This is a genomic window from Legionella lytica, assembly GCF_044626755.1.
In the GTDB taxonomy this organism is placed as follows: Bacteria; Pseudomonadota; Gammaproteobacteria; order Legionellales; family Legionellaceae; genus Legionella; species Legionella lytica_A.
On sequence record NZ_JBGORX010000009.1, the window covers coordinates 68096 to 89187 of the forward strand.

Here is a 21092-nt window from a genome sequence, read left to right on the forward strand (position 1 = left end):
AAGGTCCTGACTTAAGTAGTTTCTAAGTAAATCTGGATACCGCGGTCAACCGCGGTAATCTGGCTTTTTATAAACCCATTACAGCTTAAGTAGCACCATTAGCTCCCTGCAACACCAATTTTTTCTTTTATACCCCCCCGCATTATTTTTACAGACTCGCGATTATAAACTCTACCCATCCACTATCCCAAGGCTTGACGCTAAGCTCAAAGCACCCTATCTTTAGATCCACTCACACATTTTAAAGGACTAAAAAAATGATACCTGTTAAAGGATATGCTGCCCATGATACCAAATCTCCGTTAACCCCTTATGAGTTCAACCGTCGTGAAGTAGGAAAAAATGATGTCTTAATCGACATTCATTATTGTGGAATTTGCCACTCAGATATTCACCAAGTCCGCGATGAATGGGGTGGTTCTGAATTTCCAATGGTCCCAGGACATGAAATTATTGGGACAGTGAGCAAGGTTGGTTCAGGAGTAACCAAGTTTAAAGAAGGAGATCAGGTTGGCGTGGGTTGTTTTGTTGATTCATGCCGTAAATGTATTAATTGCAAAGAAGATTTAGAGCAATATTGTGATGAGGGAGCGACCTTAACCTATAACAGCAGAACGCGTGATGGTAGTGAAGCGACGCAAGGTGGCTACTCGACCAAAATCGTTGTGGATGAAAATTATGTGTTACGGGTCCCCGAAAATTTGCCTATGGATGCTGCCGCGCCCCTGCTCTGCGCTGGTATTACCTTATATTCACCGCTTAGACATTGGAATACCGGCCCAGGCAAACGAGTGGCTATCTTAGGCTTAGGGGGTTTGGGCCATATGGGCGTAAAACTTGCTCATGCTATGGGAGCTGATGTATCGGTGTTGAGCCATTCAATGAGCAAAGAAGCGGATGCGAAACGCCTGGGAGCGGACCACTTCTATGCAACTTCTAATCCCGAAACATTTACTCAATTAAATAACCATTTTGATCTTATCATTTGCACAGTTTCTGCTAAATTAGATTGGACTCAATACCTGAGTCTGCTTAAACGTGATGGAGCAATGGTCGTGGTTGGAGTACCCTCAGATGAAATTCCAATACATGCCTTTGCGCTTGTTGGTAAACGTTTAACTTTGGCTGGATCGATGATTGGTGGGATAAAAGAAACCCAGGAAATGCTCGATTTTTGTGGAAAACATAATATCGTTTCTGATATTGAACTAATTCCCATGCAGAAAGTAAATGAAGCCTATGAACGTGTAGTTAAAAGTGATGTGCGTTATCGTTTTGTTATTGATATGACATCATTGTCATCTTGAATTGTCTCCATTACCAATCATTAATAGCTTGGATTCAATTTAATTTACTTTTTTTGCATAGCCCGTATTATCGAAAAAGATATACGGGCAGTTTGCTGTAATAAGTACTAAGGCACCACCGCTGGAGTAGGTCCTCCAAATAAGCTCATAATCAGCATAATGATGAATATTACAATAAATAAAAAGAATAAGACCTTAGCAATGCTGGTTGCCGTAGAAGCAACACCTCTGAAACCAAATAAACCAGCAACAATTGCAATCAGCAAAAATATGACAGCCCAATGTAACATAAGAATCTCCTTATTAATTTCGCAACAGACGTGAACTACTTCCCACCCCTTGTTTATACAGCGTCATAACGTACTTTTTAAGTATAGATTATTTTAAGCGTTGAGTGATTGCAACTAACCAGCTGCGATTGGATTGACACCAATGTTGGGATTAATCCCACAATCATCAAGAATCTTGAGTAAATTATTGCCTTTTTTCGTGAAGCGATTGATGCAATATTCGGTCAGATAACTTTTTAAAATATAGTAATATTCATCCAACATTAAAATACTTAGTATTTTCTCTGCTCGCTCTAAGTGCTTAATTTGGCTGAATTCACAGGCCTGAAATAAAACTCCACCTAACATTGCCGCAATACTTGCCTTGCGTTGAGGGCTAGCTAAATAAAAACGTTGTATGCATTCATCCAAAGCACGATCCTTATCCCACTCCACCCATTCATCAAAGAGTTTCATCGCCGGTGCTGGATTAAAAGCGTTTTGGGTGATGATTCCCTGGATAGCATAAGCAACCGGAATGATTGCCTGTATATTAGCCCAAGAACAGTTCCCAGCAATTTGGGGGCTAATAGGCATGCGCGCTACGGGAATTAAGCCTAAGTGCTGATTAATTTGCTGGTGGAAATAACGTCGGCTTTGCTTCTTATACATAAAGTTTTGTAAGAAACTTAGGTTTATGGCTTCGGGGCGGGTTATTTGGTAGATATTAACCGTGCCTTCTTTGGTGCTATTTTCACCGCGGTCTATTTTTGCCCACCATTGTCCAAAACGGATAAAGCCCATTGCATGTCCACGGCTTGCCGCAGGAAGAATTAACATCGGTGCCTGTAATATTTGCTGCATACGGGCAAAATGCTGATCTTGGAGCATGGGTATGTGTTGGAATTGTAATAATTCCGCAGCATCATTAAAGGCATCGATAATGACGTGCAACAAGGGGAAATATTCACGTAAATGGCGTGTAGAATAGCTACTGGTAAAACGTCTTAAAGAATCTTTGAGTACAGCAACCGTAAACTCCAGCATAAAGCCTTCATAATCTAACTCAATAAATTCGCCTTGAGCATTAACAATATCGACATCACCTTGCAGTTCAAAACGATGTCCCAAAAGCTTGCCGTTAATAAAATCTAAAGCAAAATCAAGTCGTGCACCGTATTGATATAATAAGTGTTTTAATGGATCTTGGCCGCGAAGTACGGGATAAACCAATATGGAAAGTCCACTGCGTGTGTAGGCATTAGCATCTGCGCCATGTTCTAATAATAAACGCACCATATCCATGTCATTATTATCAATAGCCCAGTGCAACGGTGTATGCCCGGTGACATCTGTCGCGTTCACATCAACCTTACGTGCCAGCAATTGTGTTGCAATTTTAGGTTGGCGGGTGATTGCGCATTCAATAAGCGGGGTAAAACCATATTCATCAATATCATCTAAGGATTCACCTGCACGGAGATAAGCCTCAAAATCAGGCATGCGATGACTGATGATGTCATTGGCAATGGTCATTAGTAAGGCCCTCTAGGTTTAGGGGCGTTACTATGTTTGGGCATATTACCTAAACGTAATTGCTGTTCTAATTGTTGCTCACGTTGTTTATTATCGTATTCACGGCGGGCAGCGGAATTTAAAGGAGGCTCAGGATTAACGTTCGGATCAATACCGTCAAAACGCTGATTATCAAGGTAAGGGTGTTGCAGCATGCCATTATCAGGAGCCTCTTCAGGAGTATTCCCAATATTATCAGAGGTGTTATGTTCCCGCGCATTCACACGAGCTATTCTGCGCTCCCCATCTTGCTCCATAAGACGGCGTCTGCGTTCCATCTCTTTGGTTTCGGCAGCAAAATAGCTACTATCAGCCCTGCTGGCTGTTGGCAAATTGGTGTCTGGAATCGTTACTTTAGTGCTCATAATTACTGAGTATATACCTAAAAAAACTTTATGGCTAATTGCAGTACATTCTGTTAAATGTATCTGGTGTTGGACAAAATGTCACTATTAATTTAATGTGGGCGTGGGAGGATTTTTCAAGGGTGTCCTGCTAATTTAATTCCTATCCTCCTTACTCGGAGTTTCTCCGCTACCTAAGATAGCGGAGTGAAGAATTACCAAATACTACAAATATTCTCTCTGCAAAATTTCCGCGATTTGTACCGCATTTGAGGCAGCGCCCTTGCGGATATTATCAGCAACTACCCACAAATTTAATCCATTAGGATGGGAAAGATCTTCACGGATACGACCAACGAAAACATCATCATTGCCTATCGCATTTTTTATCACTGTGGGGTAGCTGGGTTTAGCGATATTATCGACTACTTTAACCCCAGGGGCTTTAGCAAGAATGGTACGCGCCTCAGCGGCTGACATGGGGCGTTTTAATTCCACGTGAATTGCTTCTGAATGTCCATAGATTACAGGCACACGCACAGCAGTTGGGTTCACTAAAATGTCTGCGTCTTCCATAATTTTACGTGTTTCCCAAACCATCTTCATTTCTTCACGGGTATAGCCATTCTCTTCAAATTGATCAATGTGAGGAATCGCATTAAAAGCAATCTGCTGAGGATAGACATCAATTTTCGCAGGTCTTCCGTTAAGCAAATCCGCTACTTGTGAAATCAACTCGCTAATTGCCTTTTTCCCTGTACCAGAAACAGACTGATAAGTCGCCACGTTGATTCGTGAAATTCCGGCCGCATCATAAAGCGGTTTTAGGGCAACTACCATTTGAATCGTAGAGCAATTAGGATTGGCAATAATGTTTCTATTTCTATAGTCTGCAATACGATGCGGATTAACCTCCGGAACCACTAAAGGAATATCATCGTCATAACGAAAACAAGAGCTGTTATCAATAACAATACAACCTGCTGCTGCAGCTTTAGGAGCATACTCTTTAGATACCGCGCCCCCCGCAGAAAACAAAGCAATATCTGCCTTGCTAAAATCAAATTCCGCTAAATCCATCACCTCAAATTGTCGATTATTAAACGCAATGGTCTTACCCACTGAACGAGAGCTGGCTAAAGGATAAAGATTCTTAATTGGAAGCTGGCGCTCTTCTAAAACAGTGAGAATGGCTTCCCCAACAGCCCCGGTCACCCCTACTATAGCTATATTTAATTCTATGCTCATTATGCCCTCTTTTTATTGTATTGCCTTTTGCCGTAGATAATGGTCCATCAGTACTATTGCCATCATCGCCTCAGCTATAGGCACGGCCCTTATTCCCACGCAGGGATCATGGCGACCTTTAGTCACTACAGTCACCTCTTCGCCAAAAACATTTAGCGTTTTGCCTGGCGTTGTTATACTCGAAGTGGGTTTTAAAGCCATACTGACTTCGATATTTTGCCCAGTAGAAATCCCACCTAAAATTCCACCGGCATGATTACTTAAAAAACCGTCTTGCGACATTTGATCACGATGAACCGAACCTAGCTGAGTAACAGCGGCAAAACCTGCCCCTATTTCCACGCCCTTAACCGCATTAATCGACATCATTGCAAAAGCTAAAGTGGCATCCAGTTTATCAAAAACGGGATCACCTAAACCTACAGGCACATTGGTGGCAACCACCTTAACACGGGCGCCCACTGAATCCCCTTGTCGACGTAAACTATCAACATACGCTGCAAGCTCTTCAACCTGTTGATTATTTGGACAAAAAAATGGATTGTTATTAATTTCCTGCTCATTGTCAAAATGCAAGACTAAATCACCCATCTGTTCCAGATAACCCATAATTTCTACTTGCAAATGACGCTGCAAATACAAGCGAGCGATCGCCCCAGCAGCCACTCGGGCCGCTGTTTCACGCGCGGAAGAACGCCCACCACCGCGATAATCACGATGGCCGTATTTATGGTGATAAGTAAAATCCGCATGACCAGGACGAAATAAATTTTTTATTTCGTCATAGTCACGTGAGCGTTGATCCATATTCGGGATCAACAAAGCAATTGGTGTTCCTGTAGTTTTTCCGGCAAAAATACCAGAAAGAATTTGGACCTTATCGTCTTCTCTTCGTTGCGTGGTGTATTTGGACTGGCCAGGTTTACGCTTATCTAAAAAAGGCTGGATATCCTCCTCACACAAGTCTAAACCTGGAGGACAACCATCGACAATACACCCAATAGCTGGTCCATGGCTTTCACCAAAGGTAGTGACGGTAAATAAGGTTCCAAAGGTATTACCTGACATTAAAGTATTCGTCCAATTGCTGTTTCGTTAACAAGAACACGCCTTGTCCTCCCTGGCTCATATCCAGCCAGGTAAATGGAACATGCGGATAAGCATCGTTTAGCGCTTCTTCACTATTACCTACTTCCACAACTAAAACTCCATGATCACTGAGGTATTCATGAGCATTTCTTAAGATATCATCCACAATAGCTAAACCATTATTACCGGTTTCTAAAGCCAATACCGGCTCATGTCGGAACTCATCGGGTAAGGTCTGCATTTCTTCCTTACCAACATAGGGAGGATTACTCACAATTAAATCATAGCGAACCTTAGGGACTTTGACGAAACAATCAGACTCAATTAGAGTAAGTTGCTCATCAACACCAAGCTCTTCACAATTAATAGCCGCAACCGCAAGTGCTTCACTAGAAATATCTACTGCATCGACCTGAGCTTCTGGGAATGCATAGCAGCAAGCAATAGCAATACAACCACTTCCCGTACATAAATCCAATATGCGGTCGACTTTATCCGCTTCAATCCAGGGAGCAAATTGCTGATTAATCAATTCAGCTATAGGTGAGCGAGGAATCAACACACGCTCATCTACATAAAATGGCAAATCGCAGAAATAAGCTTCTTTAATTAAATAAGGAACTGGAACACGTTGATTAATCCGCTTCTCTAATTGTCCGCATAAGAATTTCTTTTCACTAGTCGTCAGACGACCATTTAAAAGCATCGGATCAAGATCATAAGGAAGAGACAAGCTTCTTAAGATTAAAGAGCGCATGTCGTCCCAGGCATTGTCCGTGCCATGACCATAATATAATTGTGCATCAATCGCACAAGACAAACTAAAACGTAAAAAATCTAAAACTGTAGATAATTCTTCCGTTTCTTTAAGAATATAGTTGCTCATTCCTACTCCATGTTACCAGGGTGTGGCTGTTATACAGAAAAGATACAGATTGTACCTCGTAAATCTGGCATTTTGAAGGATCTTAAGTATACTTCAGGCATAACTCTTAAATATTGATAAAAATGGTTGATGACTTTCTGTCTGATGAAGACAAAGCTTTGTTTCGCGAACACATGCGTAGCGTCAAACCATTAAATGAACAAAGTAAACGGGTAAAGACTGAATCCCTCCCCAAGCCCCCTATTCCACGGAAGAAAAGAGTAGAGCCAGTTATTGAAGAACGAAGTGAATATTATTTATCCGATATCATTCAAGAGACCGTTTTATCGCAAACTACCTTATCCTATGCGCAATCCACTTTACCTAATCAACGATTTAAAGAATTAAAAAACGGCAAAATTCCTTGGGAAGGTCGTTTAGACTTACATGGATTAAAAGCGGATAATGCACGCGACTTATTGTGCCGATTTATTCACAGCCAAGCAGAAAATGGTAAACGTTGTCTGTTAATTATTCATGGTAAAGGGGGGCACCTGGGAGCTCCACCGGTTATCAAAAATTTGGTTAACCGCTGGCTGCCGCAATTAGATGATGTGCTGGCCTTTCATAGTGCCCTTTCCAAAGATGGTGGGACTGGAGCTGTTTATGTGTTATTGAAAAGAAATCGTCTCTAAACCCTTGAATTTTTTCTATGCATCCCCATTAATCGGCTATAAATTCGCGAAACAAACTCCTTTACTTGCGTTAATACCGTATTCTGAGGATAATTCGCTTCATTATTAAAAATCATGAGTACAACATGGAACAATTCGGTCAATTTATTACAAATCACTGGCAACTGTGGCTACTTTTCATCGTCGTGTTATTTTTAACCTTTCTTAATGAATTAATCACGCAAAAGAAAAAAGCGAAACAACTATCACCACAAGCGGCAGTTGATCTGATAAATAACGAGAATGCCGTAGTAATTGACTTACGCGATAAAGAAGCCTTTAAGAAAGGACATATCATTGATGCCATTAATGCTAAAAATGACGATTTTGAACAACAAAAAATGGATAAGTACAAAAACCAGCCCATTATTTTAGTTTGTGAGCGTGGCTTACACTCTCCAGGTTTCGCAACTAAAATAAGCGCCCAAGGTTATAAACCTGCTGTACTCAACGGTGGAATGAATGCTTGGCTAAATGCTGACTTGCCCATCGTAAAAGGGAAGTAATTATGGCCGAGGTTATTATCTATACCACAGGTTATTGTCCGTACTGCGTCAGAGCTAAGGACCTTCTAAACAGGAAAAAGGCTGCATTTACCGAAATTCGTGTAGATTTACAACCCGAACTTCGCGAAGAAATGATGCAAAAAAGTAACAGGCATACAGTACCTCAGATATTCATTAATGGTCATCATGTTGGTGGCTGCGATGATTTGCATGCCCTGGAATCTCAGGGAAAATTAGATCAATTACTAAGAGGATAGAAACATCATGGCTGAACAAGCAAACCAAGAACAACAAAACCTTGAAACTCAATTCATGATCCAACGCGTTTATGTTAAAGATTTATCCTTTGAAACGCCAAACACTCCTGCCGTATTTCAACAACAATGGGAACCTGAGTTAAATCTGGATGTTAATACTTCTTCAACTCAGTTAGAAGCAGGTGTTTTCGAGGTGGTTTTGACCGTAACTGCTACAGTAAACAATCAAAAAGAAGTTGCATTCCTGGTTGAAGTGAAACAAGCGGGTATTTTCACTATCCAAGGCGCTCCTACTGAACAATTAGATCATTTGCTTAATAGTTTCTGCCCCAGCATTCTATTCCCTTATGCTCGTGAAGCAATTACATCACAAGTTATTCGTGGCAGCTTCCCACAGTTGGTATTAGCGCCAATTAACTTTGATGCGTTATACATGCAACAACTTGCAGAAAAGCAACAAAGCACCCAAACTCAAGAAGAAACTACTACTCACTAAGACATATGGATAAAAAAACTATTGCCCTATTAGGTGCCGGTTCATGGGGCACCGCTGTTGCAATTCATTTATCCCAGATAGGGCATCGTGTTTTGCTATGGGCGCATAACCCTGCGCACGTAGCCCTTATGGCTAAAGAAAAATCGAATTCTCGTTATTTGCCTGATATTAGCTTTCCTCCGACGTTAACTCCTGTGGAAGATTTAAATCAATGCATGCGCGAAGCAGATCATGTCATTGTTGCGGTTCCATCTCATGCTTTTGCCGAGATAATTTCCAAGATAAATAAACCGACCTTAGCCCAAGGCCTAGCCTGGATAACCAAGGGAATTGACCCCAAAAGTCATTTATTGCTTAGTCAGTTGGTCGAGCAACGTTTTGGCCCGGATCTACCGGTTGCCATGATTAGTGGCCCTTCATTTGCCAAAGAAGTAGCTCGCTTTTTACCAACAGCCCTGACTCTTGCGGGGAATAACTTATCGTATCAAAAAAATATCCGTGAATTACTTCATCATAATAATATTCGCGTTTATCTCAGCGACGACTTAATTGGCTTACAAATCTGTGGTGCGGTTAAAAACGTCTTGGCTATTGGCTGTGGGATCAGTGATGGTTTAGGTTATGGGGCTAATGCTAAGGCTGCGATTATTACTCGTGGTTTAGCGGAAATGAGTCGCCTAGGCTTAAGCCTAGGTGCCAATGCTGATACATTCTTAGGCTTAGCAGGTGTTGGCGACCTGGTATTAACCTGCACCGATGACCAGTCTCGTAATCGCCGTTTTGGCTTGCTTTTGGGCAAAAATACCAGTATAAATGAAGCAGAAAAACAAATTGGTCAAGTTGTGGAAGGAAAAAGTAACGCTGCACAAGTGTGTTTTCTAGCCCAACAAAACCGAATTGAAATGCCCATTTGTGAGCATATCAACGCACTGTTACAAGGAAACGTGAGTGTTAAAGAGGCGGTTCATAGTTTAATGAGTCGGCCTCCCAGGGAAGAATAACTTCAACTTGATTTGATCCTGGGGTTGAATTATGTACGCTAAATCAGCAGAAACTCTTTTTTCTTTACGACAAACGGTGCTCAGTAAACTAAGCGCCATTGAACAGACTGAGGCTAATGCAGACTTATTGCTGCTGCTTTTTGAGCTGGTTAATGAAGAAACGTTACTGTCGCATCAGAATATGCCCAGTCTGCTTTATCTGCTCAATAAACCAGAATTGCCTGCATTAATTAACTATGTTGTGGGTTTGGATAGTGCCGAGATATCACCCACCTCATCTAAAGGCTCTTTCTTCGCGCAGGAACTAATTAACAAACAACACACCAGCTGTATTCAGTTACTGCGTAATGTGGTGGCCATTAAGAATAATGAGACGACCTTATGGGAAGATGCTAATGGTTTATTGCAAAATGCGCTCTTGGTTTATTCCTCATATCACCAGCTGTCTAAGACTACAGTGAGTTCTGGATGTTGCATCGTATCTTAAAAAGGAGCGCGGGTTGCCGTATTCCCCGCTGCAGCAGTATTAGCGCAGCGTAATACGGCTATTTCGTTTCTAACGCACATCAATTAATTCAATATCTGCGGCATTAAGCGCCTCACCTAAAAAGATTTCCCCAACTGACTGGAAGCGTTTAATTGAATCCGTTACTAAATAATTAACGGTGGCAACCGCGGAGGCATCATTGAGTAGTTTTTTCTGCTCAAGTAAGGTGCATAATGAATGTGCTGTGGCATGAGCCGAATCCACGATAGTAACCGTTTTAGGCAATAAATCGGTTAACAAAGACTTAAATACGGGGAAATGTGTACAGCCTAGTAATACGGTGTCTTCATCTTTAAATCCATCCAAATAATGCTTTAGAGCTTCTCGCGCTACCTGGTTATCAATCATCCCCTCTTCTGCCAAAGCAACTAACACACTGCATGCTCGCGTACTAATTACGGCTTCAGGCAATTCTTGCATAATAAGCTTTTGATAGGCTTTAGAGGCAATCGTTGTTTCCGTAGCTAAAACAGCAACTCGATGGTTTTTGGTTGCCGCTACAACGGCTTGGGCTCCGGGCGTAACCACCCCCAGTACCGGCATATCCGGTAACATGGATTGCAAATAAGGTAATGCTGCAGTTGTTGCGGTATTACAGGCGATAACTAAGGCTTTAATGCGTCGTTCTACAAGTAACTTCGCCATTTGCATCGCATATTGCTTGACGGTATCCGGGCTTTTTGTACCATAAGGAAGACGGGCGGTATCACCTAAATAAATAAATGATTCTTGGGGTAAGCTTTCTTTTAATACACGTAAAACAGTCAAGCCGCCCATCCCTGAATCAAATACCCCAATAGCTAATTGATTAGAATCCAATGACATCCCCTTTATTATTTAGGCCAAAATAAATCCATTTTAGCTAGAATAGTAGAAATAGCAACTCGCACAAGAATTCCCATTTACAGCATGTTACACCGGGCCAATAAAAATCCCGCGGACATTTCGCGGGAAATTGAATGAGGTAAATTAAGTATGGGAGCTAGGCCTTGGCTTTTGCTCTGCTTCTGTCTCTGCGGAGAGTCCATGAGCGTTTACTCTCTCATCCCTATTAGTATTTACCGTATTTCTATAAAGCTGGCTTGTTTCTTTCATTTGCTCTTCAGACTTAGGCGTTCCTTTTTTATTTAATCGTTCACTAGCCTGTTCTTTTGATGCTTCAATTGCCGAGTTAACGACTTCTTCATGTTTTTTAAACACTTTTTCATGAAGAGAATCTTTCGCAAAATTACTCCAGCCCCAACCTAATTGAGCTTTCGGATTAAAAACATGATCATTCACCACTCTAATTGCTTCAGGGCTAAATTTCATATGGGGTGTTTTCTCCCCAAGAACAACCAAGGCAGTCCATATATACTGTAATTGCTCGGCATTCTTGCCCCGTAAACGCAAAGGATTGTCCTTACTTGGAGGTCGGTCCATAGTAGCAAGCATCTGCGTAGCCACAATCATCGCATAATCTACTTTCGCCTTTTCAAGTAATACAGGATCTGTTTCGCTTCCGGCTTGGTAGGTCGGGAACTTATCAACTTGAATACGTCCAGCGTTCGCTTTATGTATGCCTCGATCCGTGCTGGTTGTGGGAACACTTTTGCTCGTATCATAAGTAAAACGGCTTTCAATAGTAACCGTCTTACTCTTATCGCTGGTATGTTCATCTTTTCTGACAATATCAAAATAACGAACTTGCGAGCTTGCTAGCGGATCTTCAAGCGTAAATTTAGCGATCGCAGCTGGGCCCGATTGATCAATGACAACGATATCCTCCTCGGGTTTGCTCGTCTCTTGAATAGCAAACGTCTTTAATTCTTCTCGCGTTTTGACTCCGCTGGTGATCTCTGAGCGATTATAACACCAATATGGCTTCTGATTTACTCTATGAATCATATTAAGGATCCCATCAGGGCCATTAATACGGTCTTTTATTTGCGCATACTGCTCCAATTGCTGATCAATTTTATCGAGTTGCGCCTGCAGCCCACCCTTCAGTGTCTCAATCTTAGGCCAGACTTCTTGTTTAGTTTTCTCTACATGGATTTCATCAGCATTCTTAGGTAAGGCATTAATCAAACCTTGCAAACGAGCATGCTCATGCCTTAATTCATTCATATTGGCATCACAATCTTTTACCAAAGCCTTATATTTCTCACTGATACTTTGTCCAGGTTTAGCAGATTTCTCTTGCTCTCTAATAAGAAGATTATCTATATGTATTTCTTTGACATCAAAAACAAAATTTGCGCTAGTAAGATGCTTATCAATTTTTTCTTGAAATTGTTGGATAGGATTAAGAATCTTCCTTTGTACATTATCTACTGCTTTGCCTGCATCGGTGGCATTAAATTCTGTACACGCTTGCTGTAAGAGCTCCGCCTGCATTTCATTAAAGACAGCCGGTGTCATTGCTAGCTCCAGAGATTTTTTGAATTCCTGGCGAGAGCTCTGAGTTAATTGCCCCCCAAGACTAACACAAACATCAATAAAGAACTCTCGATTAGCAGAATCTAGTGCTCGATCTTGTAAACCCTTAAATTGAACTAGTCCATTAGGAATGGTCCCCCGGGCAAGCGGTAACGCAAGCATCGCCCCTAAGAAATTTTTATTAAGCGTGCTGCTAGGGTTTTGGTATTCATTAAAGAGTTCTTGATATTTTTTATTATGCTCATAAATTTCTGCCACAATTCCAGGAGTTTTTTTAGCTGTTCCATCTGCTGAAAGTCCAAAAGCGCCATAAAATGCAGCCTCCTTCTCAGGGCCAATCCCACAGATTACCTTTATCTCATCAACCATTGGTTTATAACTGGCCTCACTAGTCCAATCTTTACCAGCCAGAGTCTGATTAATTTGATCAACTTGTTCTGATGTTAAATCAACAGGAAAGCGTCCAACTAAGGCTTTATATATACCTGGATTTTGGATTTTTTTCGCTACATCAAGTTGTTCCGAAGAGGCTAATACCGCATCCAAATCATCTTCGTTTGCCCCAGGCATATAATGTTTAAGCACCCCAGGATCGCGTGCATACGCTATGTATCGTATCTGATTGATTTTTTCTGCATCGTTGCCATCCTTAGGTAACAATTGCTCTTGCGCATCCACACTCATGTTGGAGAACGCGTCAACCAAGGCCTTCTGTGACCCTATCGGTACCCCAGTAACAACAGAAACCACTCGTTCAAATGCTCTCGTACGTGCCACTTGCCGTATTTTATCCAGTGCTTCTTTATTGTCCGCAGTAAACAGAGCATCTACCGTATCCGATACGTGCTTTATTAATTTATTCTTCTCCTCTTCGTCAGTCAAATCCACGTCAGGGAAATGTGCTGCCAAATAAGCATCAGAAGTTTTAATCGTTTTAATTGCCTTTTTAGCGGAGGCATCAGACTGAGAAACTACCTCACGCAGCAAAGTATACTCTGGCTCCTTAAGAACGGCTTCATTAGCGATATTGTCAACCATTTTCGGCTTCATTTGCGCTTTGCATTCAGCCATAAATTTCGGAGTGACCACGGCGTCAATATAAGCATGTGCAGGGTACAGTTTTTTTAATTCAGCGGCAAAAACCTCTGGGGAGTCTGCCAAAAATAGCTGCCCCATTCGTTCGTCACGCTGAGCGCGACGAGCTACATCGAATTTCAAATAACGTTCGCCTAACATTTCTCTAAGCGTTTTAACATTCTCATCGCTTAGATCCGTTTTATGAGCGCTATGGGGCGCTCCGGCATCAGGTAAATTTGCGCGAAAATTAACATCATCCGCGGACAAAAGTCCCCCTTTGCTCAAAACATCTGACTCACTTAGGTGCTCAATAAATTGGGCATACTCAGTAAATGCGGATTGGACCAATAGCTCTTTCTGACGGGCAAGAACTCGTGCCTCTACTAAAGCCCAGATCCGCGTATTATCAATTAAATCAGCATGCTCTTTAGGAAAGCCGGGTAACTGTTGTATTTCGGCAGTAAAATCGTCTTTGTCTTTATTAATTAATCCCTCTAACGCATCAAGTTCTGCACCCTCTATAGCTATTAAAACCCAACTCGCCATTGCATCTTGTTGAATATCTTTTAAAATCTCATCCGTTAAAACATTATCATCTGAGGGCGCTTTTGGATCCCAACCACGCGTCTGAACAATAGTCGGGGCAATATGCTGTGCAATATATTCTCTTAAAGCCTCGTGATTGTTTTGCATTACCCCTAACAAAATACTTTGATCACCCACTGCACTTAAACCCAATTTAACACGTTGTGCAGCCGCTTCCTGCTGAATTTTGCGAAATGAAACGTAATCATTTTCATCTAAGAAAGCTGTCGAATTGTAGTATTCTTGAGGATCATATTTATTAGGATTAAAAAACAATGGGGTTGCCCATTTCTTGGCCGCCTCTTCATCCAAAAGCCCTAAGATTTCTGCATGTGCAGTTGCTACCTTTCTGAACTCAGCAGGATTGTTAAAATCTACGGCTAATAAGTCGTCACAGGCTTTGATGAATTTATCTCTGTCAGTATCACTGAGGTTCTTCCAGTCCAAGCTATGCAATACTTCAAGTAAATCAAAATTCTTAACCATAGTTACACTCCGCAAACCAGTATGTATTCATTTTAAACTTAAATTATTAATTTAACCTTAAATCTCTAGAAAAGCCTCATTTTTATTGAATACTTGGTATAAGATAAATTAAGTTTATATTCATTATAGCAAGTTTAGGGTCATTTAATGCGAATTATTCTGTTGGGTTTATTAGTTATGGCAAACGTTCTTCACGCACAAGGATGCATTGTAGGAAATACCCCTTCACAGCCACGTTATATTTGCTACGATGGCAGGACATTGGAACTTACCCCTCGAGGTTATGTCTGGAATGCCAAACGAGGTTGCTTTATCAGCGCCATCCCCTGTTGTGAATACAATGCCACTCATTATGCCTTTTACAATGACCCAAGAAAAATTGGTGAAGGCTATGCGCGCTGTCGTCATACCTATCCATTCCGCTTAGGGGAGATGCAGACTCATTGAAGTCGGCAAAATAGTTGCGTCACGTCGTGGCGCGACTTCCCTTTGACTCTCGCTGAAAAATGAAAAGAAACTCATTCCTTGCGGATTAAGTTCATACTTCGCCTGATTAATAATTTGATTAATTTCCATCTGTGTTGAGGTCAAGCCATATAAACCTCTTAACTGACGAACAATCCACAACTTACTGCGTAGTTGACGCAGATATTTTAACGGCGCTGCTTCCGCCTCAGACGACTGGCCATTAACATCTCGTTTTAACTGCTTTAATTCCGGGAGGAAATTAGGATGAGACTTTCTTACCTCAATCCACTGCCGAATGCAGTCAATGGCCAGGTTCTTCTTATATTTCAGGCAGAACTGATGCGCCTCTCCAATATCTCTTAAAGTCTGTTGCAGATCCACATAAGAAGATGTTGCTATAATGTTTCCTTTAAACGGATTTACAAAATTATAGTTTTGCACTTCGCTCTCTAATCTGGCGAGCTTAAATGCCTCCGTCTTTTGTGCCCCATTTTCGAGCAAGTGCTTCATCACAAATCTCATATCAACACCCACATTATGCTCGGCATCCGGGGCAAATGCGTTAATTTGGTCCACAGCCACATCCAGTGGTGTTTTACCCTCTTGATTTTTTACATTAATAAATTGGCCAAACATACGTATGGACTCGTCGTAACGATACTCACCTAATTTAATCGCCGTATGCAATGGGGTGTCTCCCTCTGCAAACCCATTTTCAGCACATAGGGTATGAAACCGCGCTATAGTTTGTTTGACTTGAGGTTCTAAGGCATCGTTGATGGGAATAATTTCTCGTAGCAGCTCTTCATTTTCTTCATCAGTCATACTAACAACAAACTCACGAAACTCTTTAATTGAAAATAATACCGCTCGTAAATGTGCCAGTCGAGTAACCATAGCCTGGGTTATTAATGCAATATGGGCGCGATCTGCCGAATCTTGAATATTAGCGCACTCTTTTAGGGTCGTTTCAATTAAGGTTCTTGGGATAGAACAGTGTTTAAAAAAGGTTTTCCATTTTGCGCGAATAAATGCAGGATTCGTTGCCAAGCGTGAAAAGGCCGCTATTTCGGCATAATTATGATATTCCTTATTATCAAAAGGATTAGCCACATAACCAAATTTGGTTGGCCAATAAGAATTAGCGGAACGTTTTAGATTTGGAAATGAGATTAAGTCTTCTGCAAAAATATCAAAGGCAGCGGGCCCATGAAATAAATGAAATGGTCGGCGTGTGTGAAAGCCCATGATACTATCAACAAACATCAAATCATGGTCGATTTTAAAAAACTCAACCTGAGGCTTACCTGCTTTTTCTACTAAATAAAAACCAAAATTCCCTTTGTGCAAATCATCTTCCTCCATGGTATAAGAGGTTGCCAGAATACTTGCCAAAGATTCATAGTTAATAGTTAACTGCCCAGCTTTTTCTGCTTTAAGCAATTGAGCATAAAAACCCTGGGGTAATTTGTCTAAGAAATAAATGGGAATCTTTGCCAGATCAGAAATCCGATGTTTCGTAGTTTTACAATTAGAACGTGGATTATTTAAAGTATAGAATGCATGTTCTAGACCTTCTTTATTCTCAACGGCATAACAAAGATGTTGAACTGCGACCCCAACCACTTGGTTCTCATCATCGACAACAAGTCGTTGTGCAGGAGTCAAATCGGGAGATAAAAATAACTTAGCCAGCTGACTAAAACTTACTTCTAAGCGCGAAAAAGAAGCAATGCCATACTTGTTTTTTTTATAAACAATTTTCTGGTTATCCAGTTTATGTTGGGCACCCAGATACGCCTCATGCCCAGAATGCGAAGGAAGACCTAAAATAATATCTTTAATGTTATAAAAAGCAGCGCCCATTAAAAACCATTCCCGACAGCAGGGTTTGTTCAATATTAACACAGGGTTAAAAAAAAACAACTACCCTTCCTAATTATTCGTCAAATCAAAAATAAATATAACAAGTTATAAGCAATACGCAATTCCCTACATAATGTACGGAACCACTTATTGCAGCGGCGGCAATACTAAGGGTTAATAAGTAATATCTCAACTACTTCTATTGTATAATCACATTTTTTCTAAAACTTCATGTAAATATTTGACTGGTTCAATCACCATGGAGTCATTCTGTTGTTTCGGAGCATTAGCAAAAGGAACAATGGCACGCTTAAAACCATGTTTAGCCGCTTCTTTGAGTCGCTCTTGACCACTTTGTACCGGTCTAATTTCACCCGCTAAACCGACCTCGCCAAAAATAATGGTTTCGCTATCAAAAACTCGATTGCGCAAACTGGAAACTACTGCGGCAAGAAGCGCTAAATCAGAGCCTGTTTCCGTAACTTTAACCCCCCCTACCACATTGATAAAAATGTCTTGGTCATAGGTTGCAATGCCGCCATGACGATGTAAAACCGCCAGCAAAATAGCCAAGCGGTTATGCTCAAGACCCACAGTGACCCGCTTGGATTGTTGGCCATGCGCTTCATCGACCAAAGCTTGTACTTCAACAAGCATGGGACGTGATCCTTCCCACGTGACCATCACCGCACTACCTGGTGTGGGCTCAGGCTGGCGCGATAAAAAAATGGCTGAGGGGTTAGCAACTTCTTTCAAGCCCTTATCAGTCATAGCAAATACGCCTAACTCGTTGACTGCTCCAAAACGATTTTTAATAGCACGGATGACGCGAAAACGACTGTCACTTTGCCCTTCAAAATATAAGACACTATCAACCATGTGCTCTAAAACTCGTGGACCAGCTAAAGCTCCCTCTTTGGTAACATGACCCACTAGAAAGACTGCTGTTTGAGTCATTTTGGCAAAACGAACTAATTGCGCGGCAGATTCCCGTACCTGACTGACTCCTCCGGGAGCTGAGCTAATATTTTCGGTAAAAATAGTCTGGATGGAATCAATCACAATAATCTTGGGATTTTCTTTTTGCGCGTGAGCAATAATTGATTCCACCTGGGTTTCCGCTAAAAGCCTTAAACCTGCTAAAGGAAGGCTTAAACGCTTGGCACGCATGGCAACCTGTTGCAAAGATTCTTCACCGGTAACATATAATACGGTTTCTTGTATGGAAAGATTTGCTAAAGTTTGCAGCAATAAAGTCGATTTTCCAATTCCAGGATCACCGCCAATAAGCACCACCGAGCCATAAACAAGGCCACCACCTAAGACACGATTTAATTCGGATAAACCACAATCCATACGAACTTCTTTATCCATTACCACGTCTTCTACAGCAGTAATGACCGAACGCTGATTAACCCAGGAGCCCCCTCTTGGATTGCGACTGACAGGGACAATGCCCTCTTCAGAGACTGAATTCCATGCCCCACATTGCGTGCATTGCCCTGCCCATTGCTTAAAGACTGCGGCGCATTGATTGCATACAAATTGGGTTTTGGTTTTCATAGTTGAGGACCTTGATTAATGTGCTGGCATCATAGCCGAACTCTTTAAAAATTCCCAGTAGATTGACGCTCTGCCCCAAGCTGGCTTGAGTTTTAATTTAATGATTGAATCCGGAAAACATCTCAATGTATAATTACAACTTTTTGCACAAACAGGGCAAAGTCTATGAGCAAAGACATCCACTTTGAGCAGTCTATAGGGGAATTAGAGGAAATTGTTAGACAGCTGGAAAAAGGGGAATTAACTCTTGAGGACTCGCTAAAACAATTTGAAAAGGGAATCAGCTTAGCCAGACGCTGTCAGGATGTATTACAGCAAGCTGAGCAAAAAATTGAAATACTAACTACTGCACAATCCTCTGCAGAACCCTTTTCGGATGACGAATTAAGTGATTAAAACCTATCTCGAGCGCCAAGAACAATTTCTTTCACAGATTACCCAAGAAGTATCGATACCTGCGGAGCAAATTTATACTGCAATGACCTATTCTCTTTTTCCAGGTGGAAAAAGAATCAGACCCATTCTGGTCTATTTAACGGGTAGCTTAATTAATCTAGATCTCAAGGTTCTGGATGTCATTGCCGCCGCAGTAGAATTAACTCATTGTTATTCTTTAATTCATGATGATTTACCCGCAATGGATAACGATGATTTTCGTCGTGGAAAGCCTAGCTGTCATAAAGCTTTTGATGAGGCTACTGCCATTTTAGTGGGCGATGGCATGCAAGCGCTGGCAATTGAAGTGCTGCTTTCTCATTTATCCCCACTCCTCGCTCCGGCTCAAGTGATAGCCATCACTCAAGAATTAGTGCGAGCCAGTGGGGTTTCAGGAATGGTTAGTGGACAAAGCCTGGATCTATCCGAATTGGGCAAATCATCGATTAGTGAAGAACTCCTTTGTGAAATACATCATCTGAAAACTGGCCGGCTTATTTCTGCCTGTATTGAAATGGTGTTAGCTGCGCATGATGCTACGAGCGAGCAAAGTAAAGCAGCATTAAGATCCTATGCGCGTCACATTGGACTTGTATTCCAATTACAAGATGATTATCTGGATCGCTATGGCCCCACAGATCTTTTAGGTAAAGGACGCTCTTCTGATCTGGCTAATGATAAAATTACATTTGCCTCGTTATATAATCAAAAGGAATTAGAGGGTGAAATAAATAAGCATTACCAAATAGCCTTTGATGAGCTTCAATTGTTTGGGGATAAAGCGGCTGATTTAATTTCTTTAACTTGCATGTTGCAAGCTCGTAGTAATTTGGAAAAAATGGCTATTGCTGACGAAGGTCATCCCTCAAGACGTTAGGGATGACGTCAAGCTGAGTAAACAAAATTAAGGCATTATCGGTGCGGAAGTCCGCTTCCCTACATACCCCTGCACTTCGGCAAAATAAGTATGATTATTCCAGTTATTGGTAGCCTCAATGATTTCTTGTTTGCTACGCGCAACAAAATTCCACCAAATGAGGATTTCTTCGTTAAAAGGTTCTCCACCAATCAATAAAAAACGGGTCTTTTGAGGGATATTAAGCTCTAGTTCAGAACGCCCACAACCAAGATAAAGTAGTTTAGTGGGATCAATTAAGGTTCCTTCAATATTAATCTCCCCCTCTAGCGGCAAAATCCCATATTCAAAACTGGGGTTTAGGGGCAGTTGCGTGTGTACGGACTTGGTGGTGGTATTAATATCCAATCCAATCAGCGGCGAATAGACAGAAACCGGAGCTTTAACCCCCAATAACTCACCAACCATCAGGTCAATCACTAAGCCTGCATGTTCGATTACAGGCACCTCGGAATAATGCTTAAAATCAGGCTCCATATGCCTTACTGAATCAGGCAATGCAATCCATAACTGGACTCCCTGCAAGGCTCCTCCTGAATGAATCGACTCTTCGGAATGTGCAATGCCTCGCCCTGCCGTCATCAAATTCACTTGCCCTGCTTTGATCAGCTGTTTGGAACCCAAACTATCCTGATGCAGTATTTCTCCATCCATTATCCAAGTAAAGGTTTGTAAACCAATATGCGGGTGCGGCGCGACATCAAACTCATGCCCTTGCTGCAAGAATAAAGGCCCGAAATGATCAAGAAAGCACCAAGCCCCAATCATCCGGCGTTCACGCGTAGGTAAAGCACGACTGATTACTAATTTTTCTCCTAATAAAGCCTGGCGTGTTTTAATCATTTGATGGACTGGTTTGGCGGAAAACTCGGGGCAATCTTTTGAATCCGATAATTGAGCTTTAGTAATGAGATCGCTCATTTATACTCCTTAGGTAGCTCATCCTGAATTTTTTAAGTTATAGCATAAAGAGTGCGGGGCACCAACCGGAACAAAGCACCTGTACTATAATTATACAATCATGAGCATGTCTTTTA

Annotated in this window: 21 protein-coding genes; 10 read left to right on the top strand and 11 right to left on the bottom strand. The window is 41.5% G+C overall.

Annotated features, from left to right (window positions below; genetic code table 11):
• The first annotated feature begins 257 nt into the window (after nt 1-257).
• Nucleotides 258-1307, top strand: coding sequence for an NAD(P)-dependent alcohol dehydrogenase (locus ACD661_RS14705; protein ID WP_400188624.1), 1050 nt, complete (start codon nt 258-260; stop codon nt 1305-1307).
• Between the two features lie 107 nt (nt 1308-1414).
• On the opposite strand, the gene ACD661_RS14710 is transcribed toward ACD661_RS14705, so the two are convergent.
• The 6 genes from ACD661_RS14710 to prmB form a co-directional block, all read right to left on the bottom strand.
• A complete protein-coding gene (locus tag ACD661_RS14710; RefSeq protein ID WP_400188625.1) occupies nt 1415-1597 on the bottom strand; it encodes a DUF1328 domain-containing protein in 183 nt (60 codons plus the stop codon).
• 114 nt (nt 1598-1711) lie between these two features.
• Nucleotides 1712-3112: a Dot/Icm T4SS effector AnkH/LegA3 gene (ankH, locus tag ACD661_RS14715; protein ID WP_400188626.1), complete on the bottom strand. Its 1401-nt coding sequence runs from the start codon at nt 3110-3112 to the stop codon at nt 1712-1714.
• The gene (locus ACD661_RS14720) at nt 3112-3516 is read right to left on the bottom strand and encodes a hypothetical protein (RefSeq protein WP_400188627.1); all 405 of its coding nucleotides are present in this window, start codon (nt 3514-3516) and stop codon (nt 3112-3114) included. Before ACD661_RS14720 ends, ankH begins: the two co-directional genes overlap by 1 nt.
• Nucleotides 3517-3720: 204 nt before the next feature.
• Nucleotides 3721-4743: an aspartate-semialdehyde dehydrogenase gene (locus tag ACD661_RS14725; RefSeq protein WP_400188628.1), complete on the bottom strand. Its 1023-nt coding sequence runs from the start codon at nt 4741-4743 to the stop codon at nt 3721-3723.
• A gap of 12 nt (nt 4744-4755) precedes the next feature.
• The gene (gene aroC / locus ACD661_RS14730) at nt 4756-5811 is read right to left on the bottom strand and encodes a chorismate synthase (RefSeq protein ID WP_400188629.1); all 1056 of its coding nucleotides are present in this window, start codon (nt 5809-5811) and stop codon (nt 4756-4758) included.
• On the bottom strand, nt 5801-6718 hold the full coding sequence (gene prmB / locus ACD661_RS14735; RefSeq protein WP_400188630.1) for a 50S ribosomal protein L3 N(5)-glutamine methyltransferase: 918 nt from the start codon (nt 6716-6718) through the stop codon (nt 5801-5803). Before prmB ends, aroC begins: the two co-directional genes overlap by 11 nt.
• A 122-nt stretch (nt 6719-6840) precedes the next feature.
• Between prmB and ACD661_RS14740 the strand changes: the two genes are divergently transcribed.
• The 6 genes from ACD661_RS14740 (at nt 6841) to ACD661_RS14765 (ending at nt 10178) form a co-directional block, all read left to right on the top strand.
• On the top strand, nt 6841-7392 hold the full coding sequence (locus tag ACD661_RS14740; RefSeq protein ID WP_400188631.1) for a Smr/MutS family protein: 552 nt from the start codon (nt 6841-6843) through the stop codon (nt 7390-7392).
• Nucleotides 7393-7517: 125 nt separating this feature from the next.
• Nucleotides 7518-7937: a rhodanese-like domain-containing protein gene (locus tag ACD661_RS14745; RefSeq protein ID WP_400188632.1), complete on the top strand. Its 420-nt coding sequence runs from the start codon at nt 7518-7520 to the stop codon at nt 7935-7937.
• 2 nt (nt 7938-7939) lie between these two features.
• Nucleotides 7940-8194, top strand: a complete 255-nt coding sequence (gene grxC / locus ACD661_RS14750; protein WP_400188633.1) for a glutaredoxin 3 — start codon at nt 7940-7942, stop codon at nt 8192-8194.
• Between the two features lie 7 nt (nt 8195-8201).
• Entirely contained in the window at nt 8202-8690 is a 489-nt protein-coding gene (secB, locus tag ACD661_RS14755; RefSeq protein WP_400188634.1) for a protein-export chaperone SecB, read from the top strand.
• A gap of 5 nt (nt 8691-8695) precedes the next feature.
• Nucleotides 8696-9691, top strand: a complete 996-nt coding sequence (locus ACD661_RS14760) for an NAD(P)H-dependent glycerol-3-phosphate dehydrogenase (protein ID WP_400188635.1) — start codon at nt 8696-8698, stop codon at nt 9689-9691.
• Nucleotides 9692-9722: 31 nt separating this feature from the next.
• Nucleotides 9723-10178, top strand: coding sequence for a hypothetical protein (locus ACD661_RS14765; RefSeq protein WP_400188636.1), 456 nt, complete (start codon nt 9723-9725; stop codon nt 10176-10178).
• Between the two features lie 69 nt (nt 10179-10247).
• Here ACD661_RS14765 and murI read toward each other — a convergent pair whose 3' ends face one another.
• Nucleotides 10248-11057 carry a glutamate racemase gene (gene murI, locus ACD661_RS14770; protein ID WP_400188637.1) on the bottom strand — a complete coding sequence of 270 codons (810 nt, stop codon included), beginning with the start codon at nt 11055-11057 and terminating at the stop codon, nt 10248-10250.
• A 150-nt stretch (nt 11058-11207) separates the two neighbouring features.
• Complete coding sequence (locus tag ACD661_RS14775; RefSeq protein WP_400188638.1) at nt 11208-14807, bottom strand: hypothetical protein; 3600 nt, start codon at nt 14805-14807, stop codon at nt 11208-11210.
• A 147-nt stretch (nt 14808-14954) separates the two neighbouring features.
• On the opposite strand from ACD661_RS14775, the gene ACD661_RS14780 reads away from it, so the two are divergent.
• The gene (locus ACD661_RS14780) at nt 14955-15254 is read left to right on the top strand and encodes a hypothetical protein (protein WP_400188639.1); all 300 of its coding nucleotides are present in this window, start codon (nt 14955-14957) and stop codon (nt 15252-15254) included.
• On the opposite strand, the gene ankK is transcribed toward ACD661_RS14780, so the two are convergent.
• Entirely contained in the window at nt 15231-17141 is a 1911-nt protein-coding gene (ankK, locus tag ACD661_RS14785) for a Dot/Icm T4SS effector AnkK/LegA5 (RefSeq protein WP_400188640.1), read from the bottom strand. The two genes, ACD661_RS14780 and ankK, sit on opposite strands and share 24 nt — an antisense overlap.
• 210 nt (nt 17142-17351) lie before the next feature.
• Nucleotides 17352-18704 carry a DNA repair protein RadA gene (gene radA / locus ACD661_RS14790; protein WP_400188641.1) on the bottom strand — a complete coding sequence of 451 codons (1353 nt, stop codon included), beginning with the start codon at nt 18702-18704 and terminating at the stop codon, nt 17352-17354.
• 165 nt (nt 18705-18869) lie between these two features.
• Here radA and ACD661_RS14795 point away from each other — a divergent pair, with 165 nt between their 5' ends.
• Both ACD661_RS14795 and ACD661_RS14800 read left to right on the top strand, forming a co-directional pair.
• On the top strand, nt 18870-19100 hold the full coding sequence (locus tag ACD661_RS14795) for an exodeoxyribonuclease VII small subunit (protein WP_400188642.1): 231 nt from the start codon (nt 18870-18872) through the stop codon (nt 19098-19100).
• Entirely contained in the window at nt 19093-20016 is a 924-nt protein-coding gene (locus tag ACD661_RS14800; RefSeq protein ID WP_400188643.1) for a polyprenyl synthetase family protein, read from the top strand. Before ACD661_RS14795 ends, ACD661_RS14800 begins: the two co-directional genes overlap by 8 nt.
• Before the next feature lie 27 nt (nt 20017-20043).
• Here ACD661_RS14800 and ACD661_RS14805 read toward each other — a convergent pair whose 3' ends face one another.
• The gene (locus ACD661_RS14805; protein WP_400188644.1) at nt 20044-20976 is read right to left on the bottom strand and encodes a pirin family protein; all 933 of its coding nucleotides are present in this window, start codon (nt 20974-20976) and stop codon (nt 20044-20046) included.
• Nucleotides 20977-21092 lie beyond the last annotated feature (116 nt).

What these genes read in the sequence shown, in the direction of transcription:
- ACD661_RS14705 (WP_400188624.1), top strand. Translation starts at nt 258, where the DNA reads ATGATACCTGTTAAAGGATATGCTGCCCATGATACCAAATCTCCGTTA.
- ACD661_RS14710 (WP_400188625.1), bottom strand. Translation starts at nt 1,597, where the DNA reads ATGTTACATTGGGCTGTCATATTTTTGCTGATTGCAATTGTTGCTGGT.
- ankH (WP_400188626.1), bottom strand. Translation starts at nt 3,112, where the DNA reads ATGACCATTGCCAATGACATCATCAGTCATCGCATGCCTGATTTTGAG.
- ACD661_RS14720 (WP_400188627.1), bottom strand. Translation starts at nt 3,516, where the DNA reads ATGAGCACTAAAGTAACGATTCCAGACACCAATTTGCCAACAGCCAGC.
- ACD661_RS14725 (WP_400188628.1), bottom strand. Translation starts at nt 4,743, where the DNA reads ATGAGCATAGAATTAAATATAGCTATAGTAGGGGTGACCGGGGCTGTT.
- aroC (WP_400188629.1), bottom strand. Translation starts at nt 5,811, where the DNA reads ATGTCAGGTAATACCTTTGGAACCTTATTTACCGTCACTACCTTTGGT.
- prmB (WP_400188630.1), bottom strand. Translation starts at nt 6,718, where the DNA reads ATGAGCAACTATATTCTTAAAGAAACGGAAGAATTATCTACAGTTTTA.
- ACD661_RS14740 (WP_400188631.1), top strand. Translation starts at nt 6,841, where the DNA reads ATGGTTGATGACTTTCTGTCTGATGAAGACAAAGCTTTGTTTCGCGAA.
- ACD661_RS14745 (WP_400188632.1), top strand. Translation starts at nt 7,518, where the DNA reads ATGGAACAATTCGGTCAATTTATTACAAATCACTGGCAACTGTGGCTA.
- grxC (WP_400188633.1), top strand. Translation starts at nt 7,940, where the DNA reads ATGGCCGAGGTTATTATCTATACCACAGGTTATTGTCCGTACTGCGTC.
- secB (WP_400188634.1), top strand. Translation starts at nt 8,202, where the DNA reads ATGGCTGAACAAGCAAACCAAGAACAACAAAACCTTGAAACTCAATTC.
- ACD661_RS14760 (WP_400188635.1), top strand. Translation starts at nt 8,696, where the DNA reads ATGGATAAAAAAACTATTGCCCTATTAGGTGCCGGTTCATGGGGCACC.
- ACD661_RS14765 (WP_400188636.1), top strand. Translation starts at nt 9,723, where the DNA reads ATGTACGCTAAATCAGCAGAAACTCTTTTTTCTTTACGACAAACGGTG.
- ACD661_RS14775 (WP_400188638.1), bottom strand. Translation starts at nt 14,807, where the DNA reads ATGGTTAAGAATTTTGATTTACTTGAAGTATTGCATAGCTTGGACTGG.
- ACD661_RS14780 (WP_400188639.1), top strand. Translation starts at nt 14,955, where the DNA reads ATGCGAATTATTCTGTTGGGTTTATTAGTTATGGCAAACGTTCTTCAC.
- ankK (WP_400188640.1), bottom strand. Translation starts at nt 17,141, where the DNA reads ATGGGCGCTGCTTTTTATAACATTAAAGATATTATTTTAGGTCTTCCT.
- radA (WP_400188641.1), bottom strand. Translation starts at nt 18,704, where the DNA reads ATGAAAACCAAAACCCAATTTGTATGCAATCAATGCGCCGCAGTCTTT.
- ACD661_RS14795 (WP_400188642.1), top strand. Translation starts at nt 18,870, where the DNA reads ATGAGCAAAGACATCCACTTTGAGCAGTCTATAGGGGAATTAGAGGAA.
- ACD661_RS14805 (WP_400188644.1), bottom strand. Translation starts at nt 20,976, where the DNA reads ATGAGCGATCTCATTACTAAAGCTCAATTATCGGATTCAAAAGATTGC.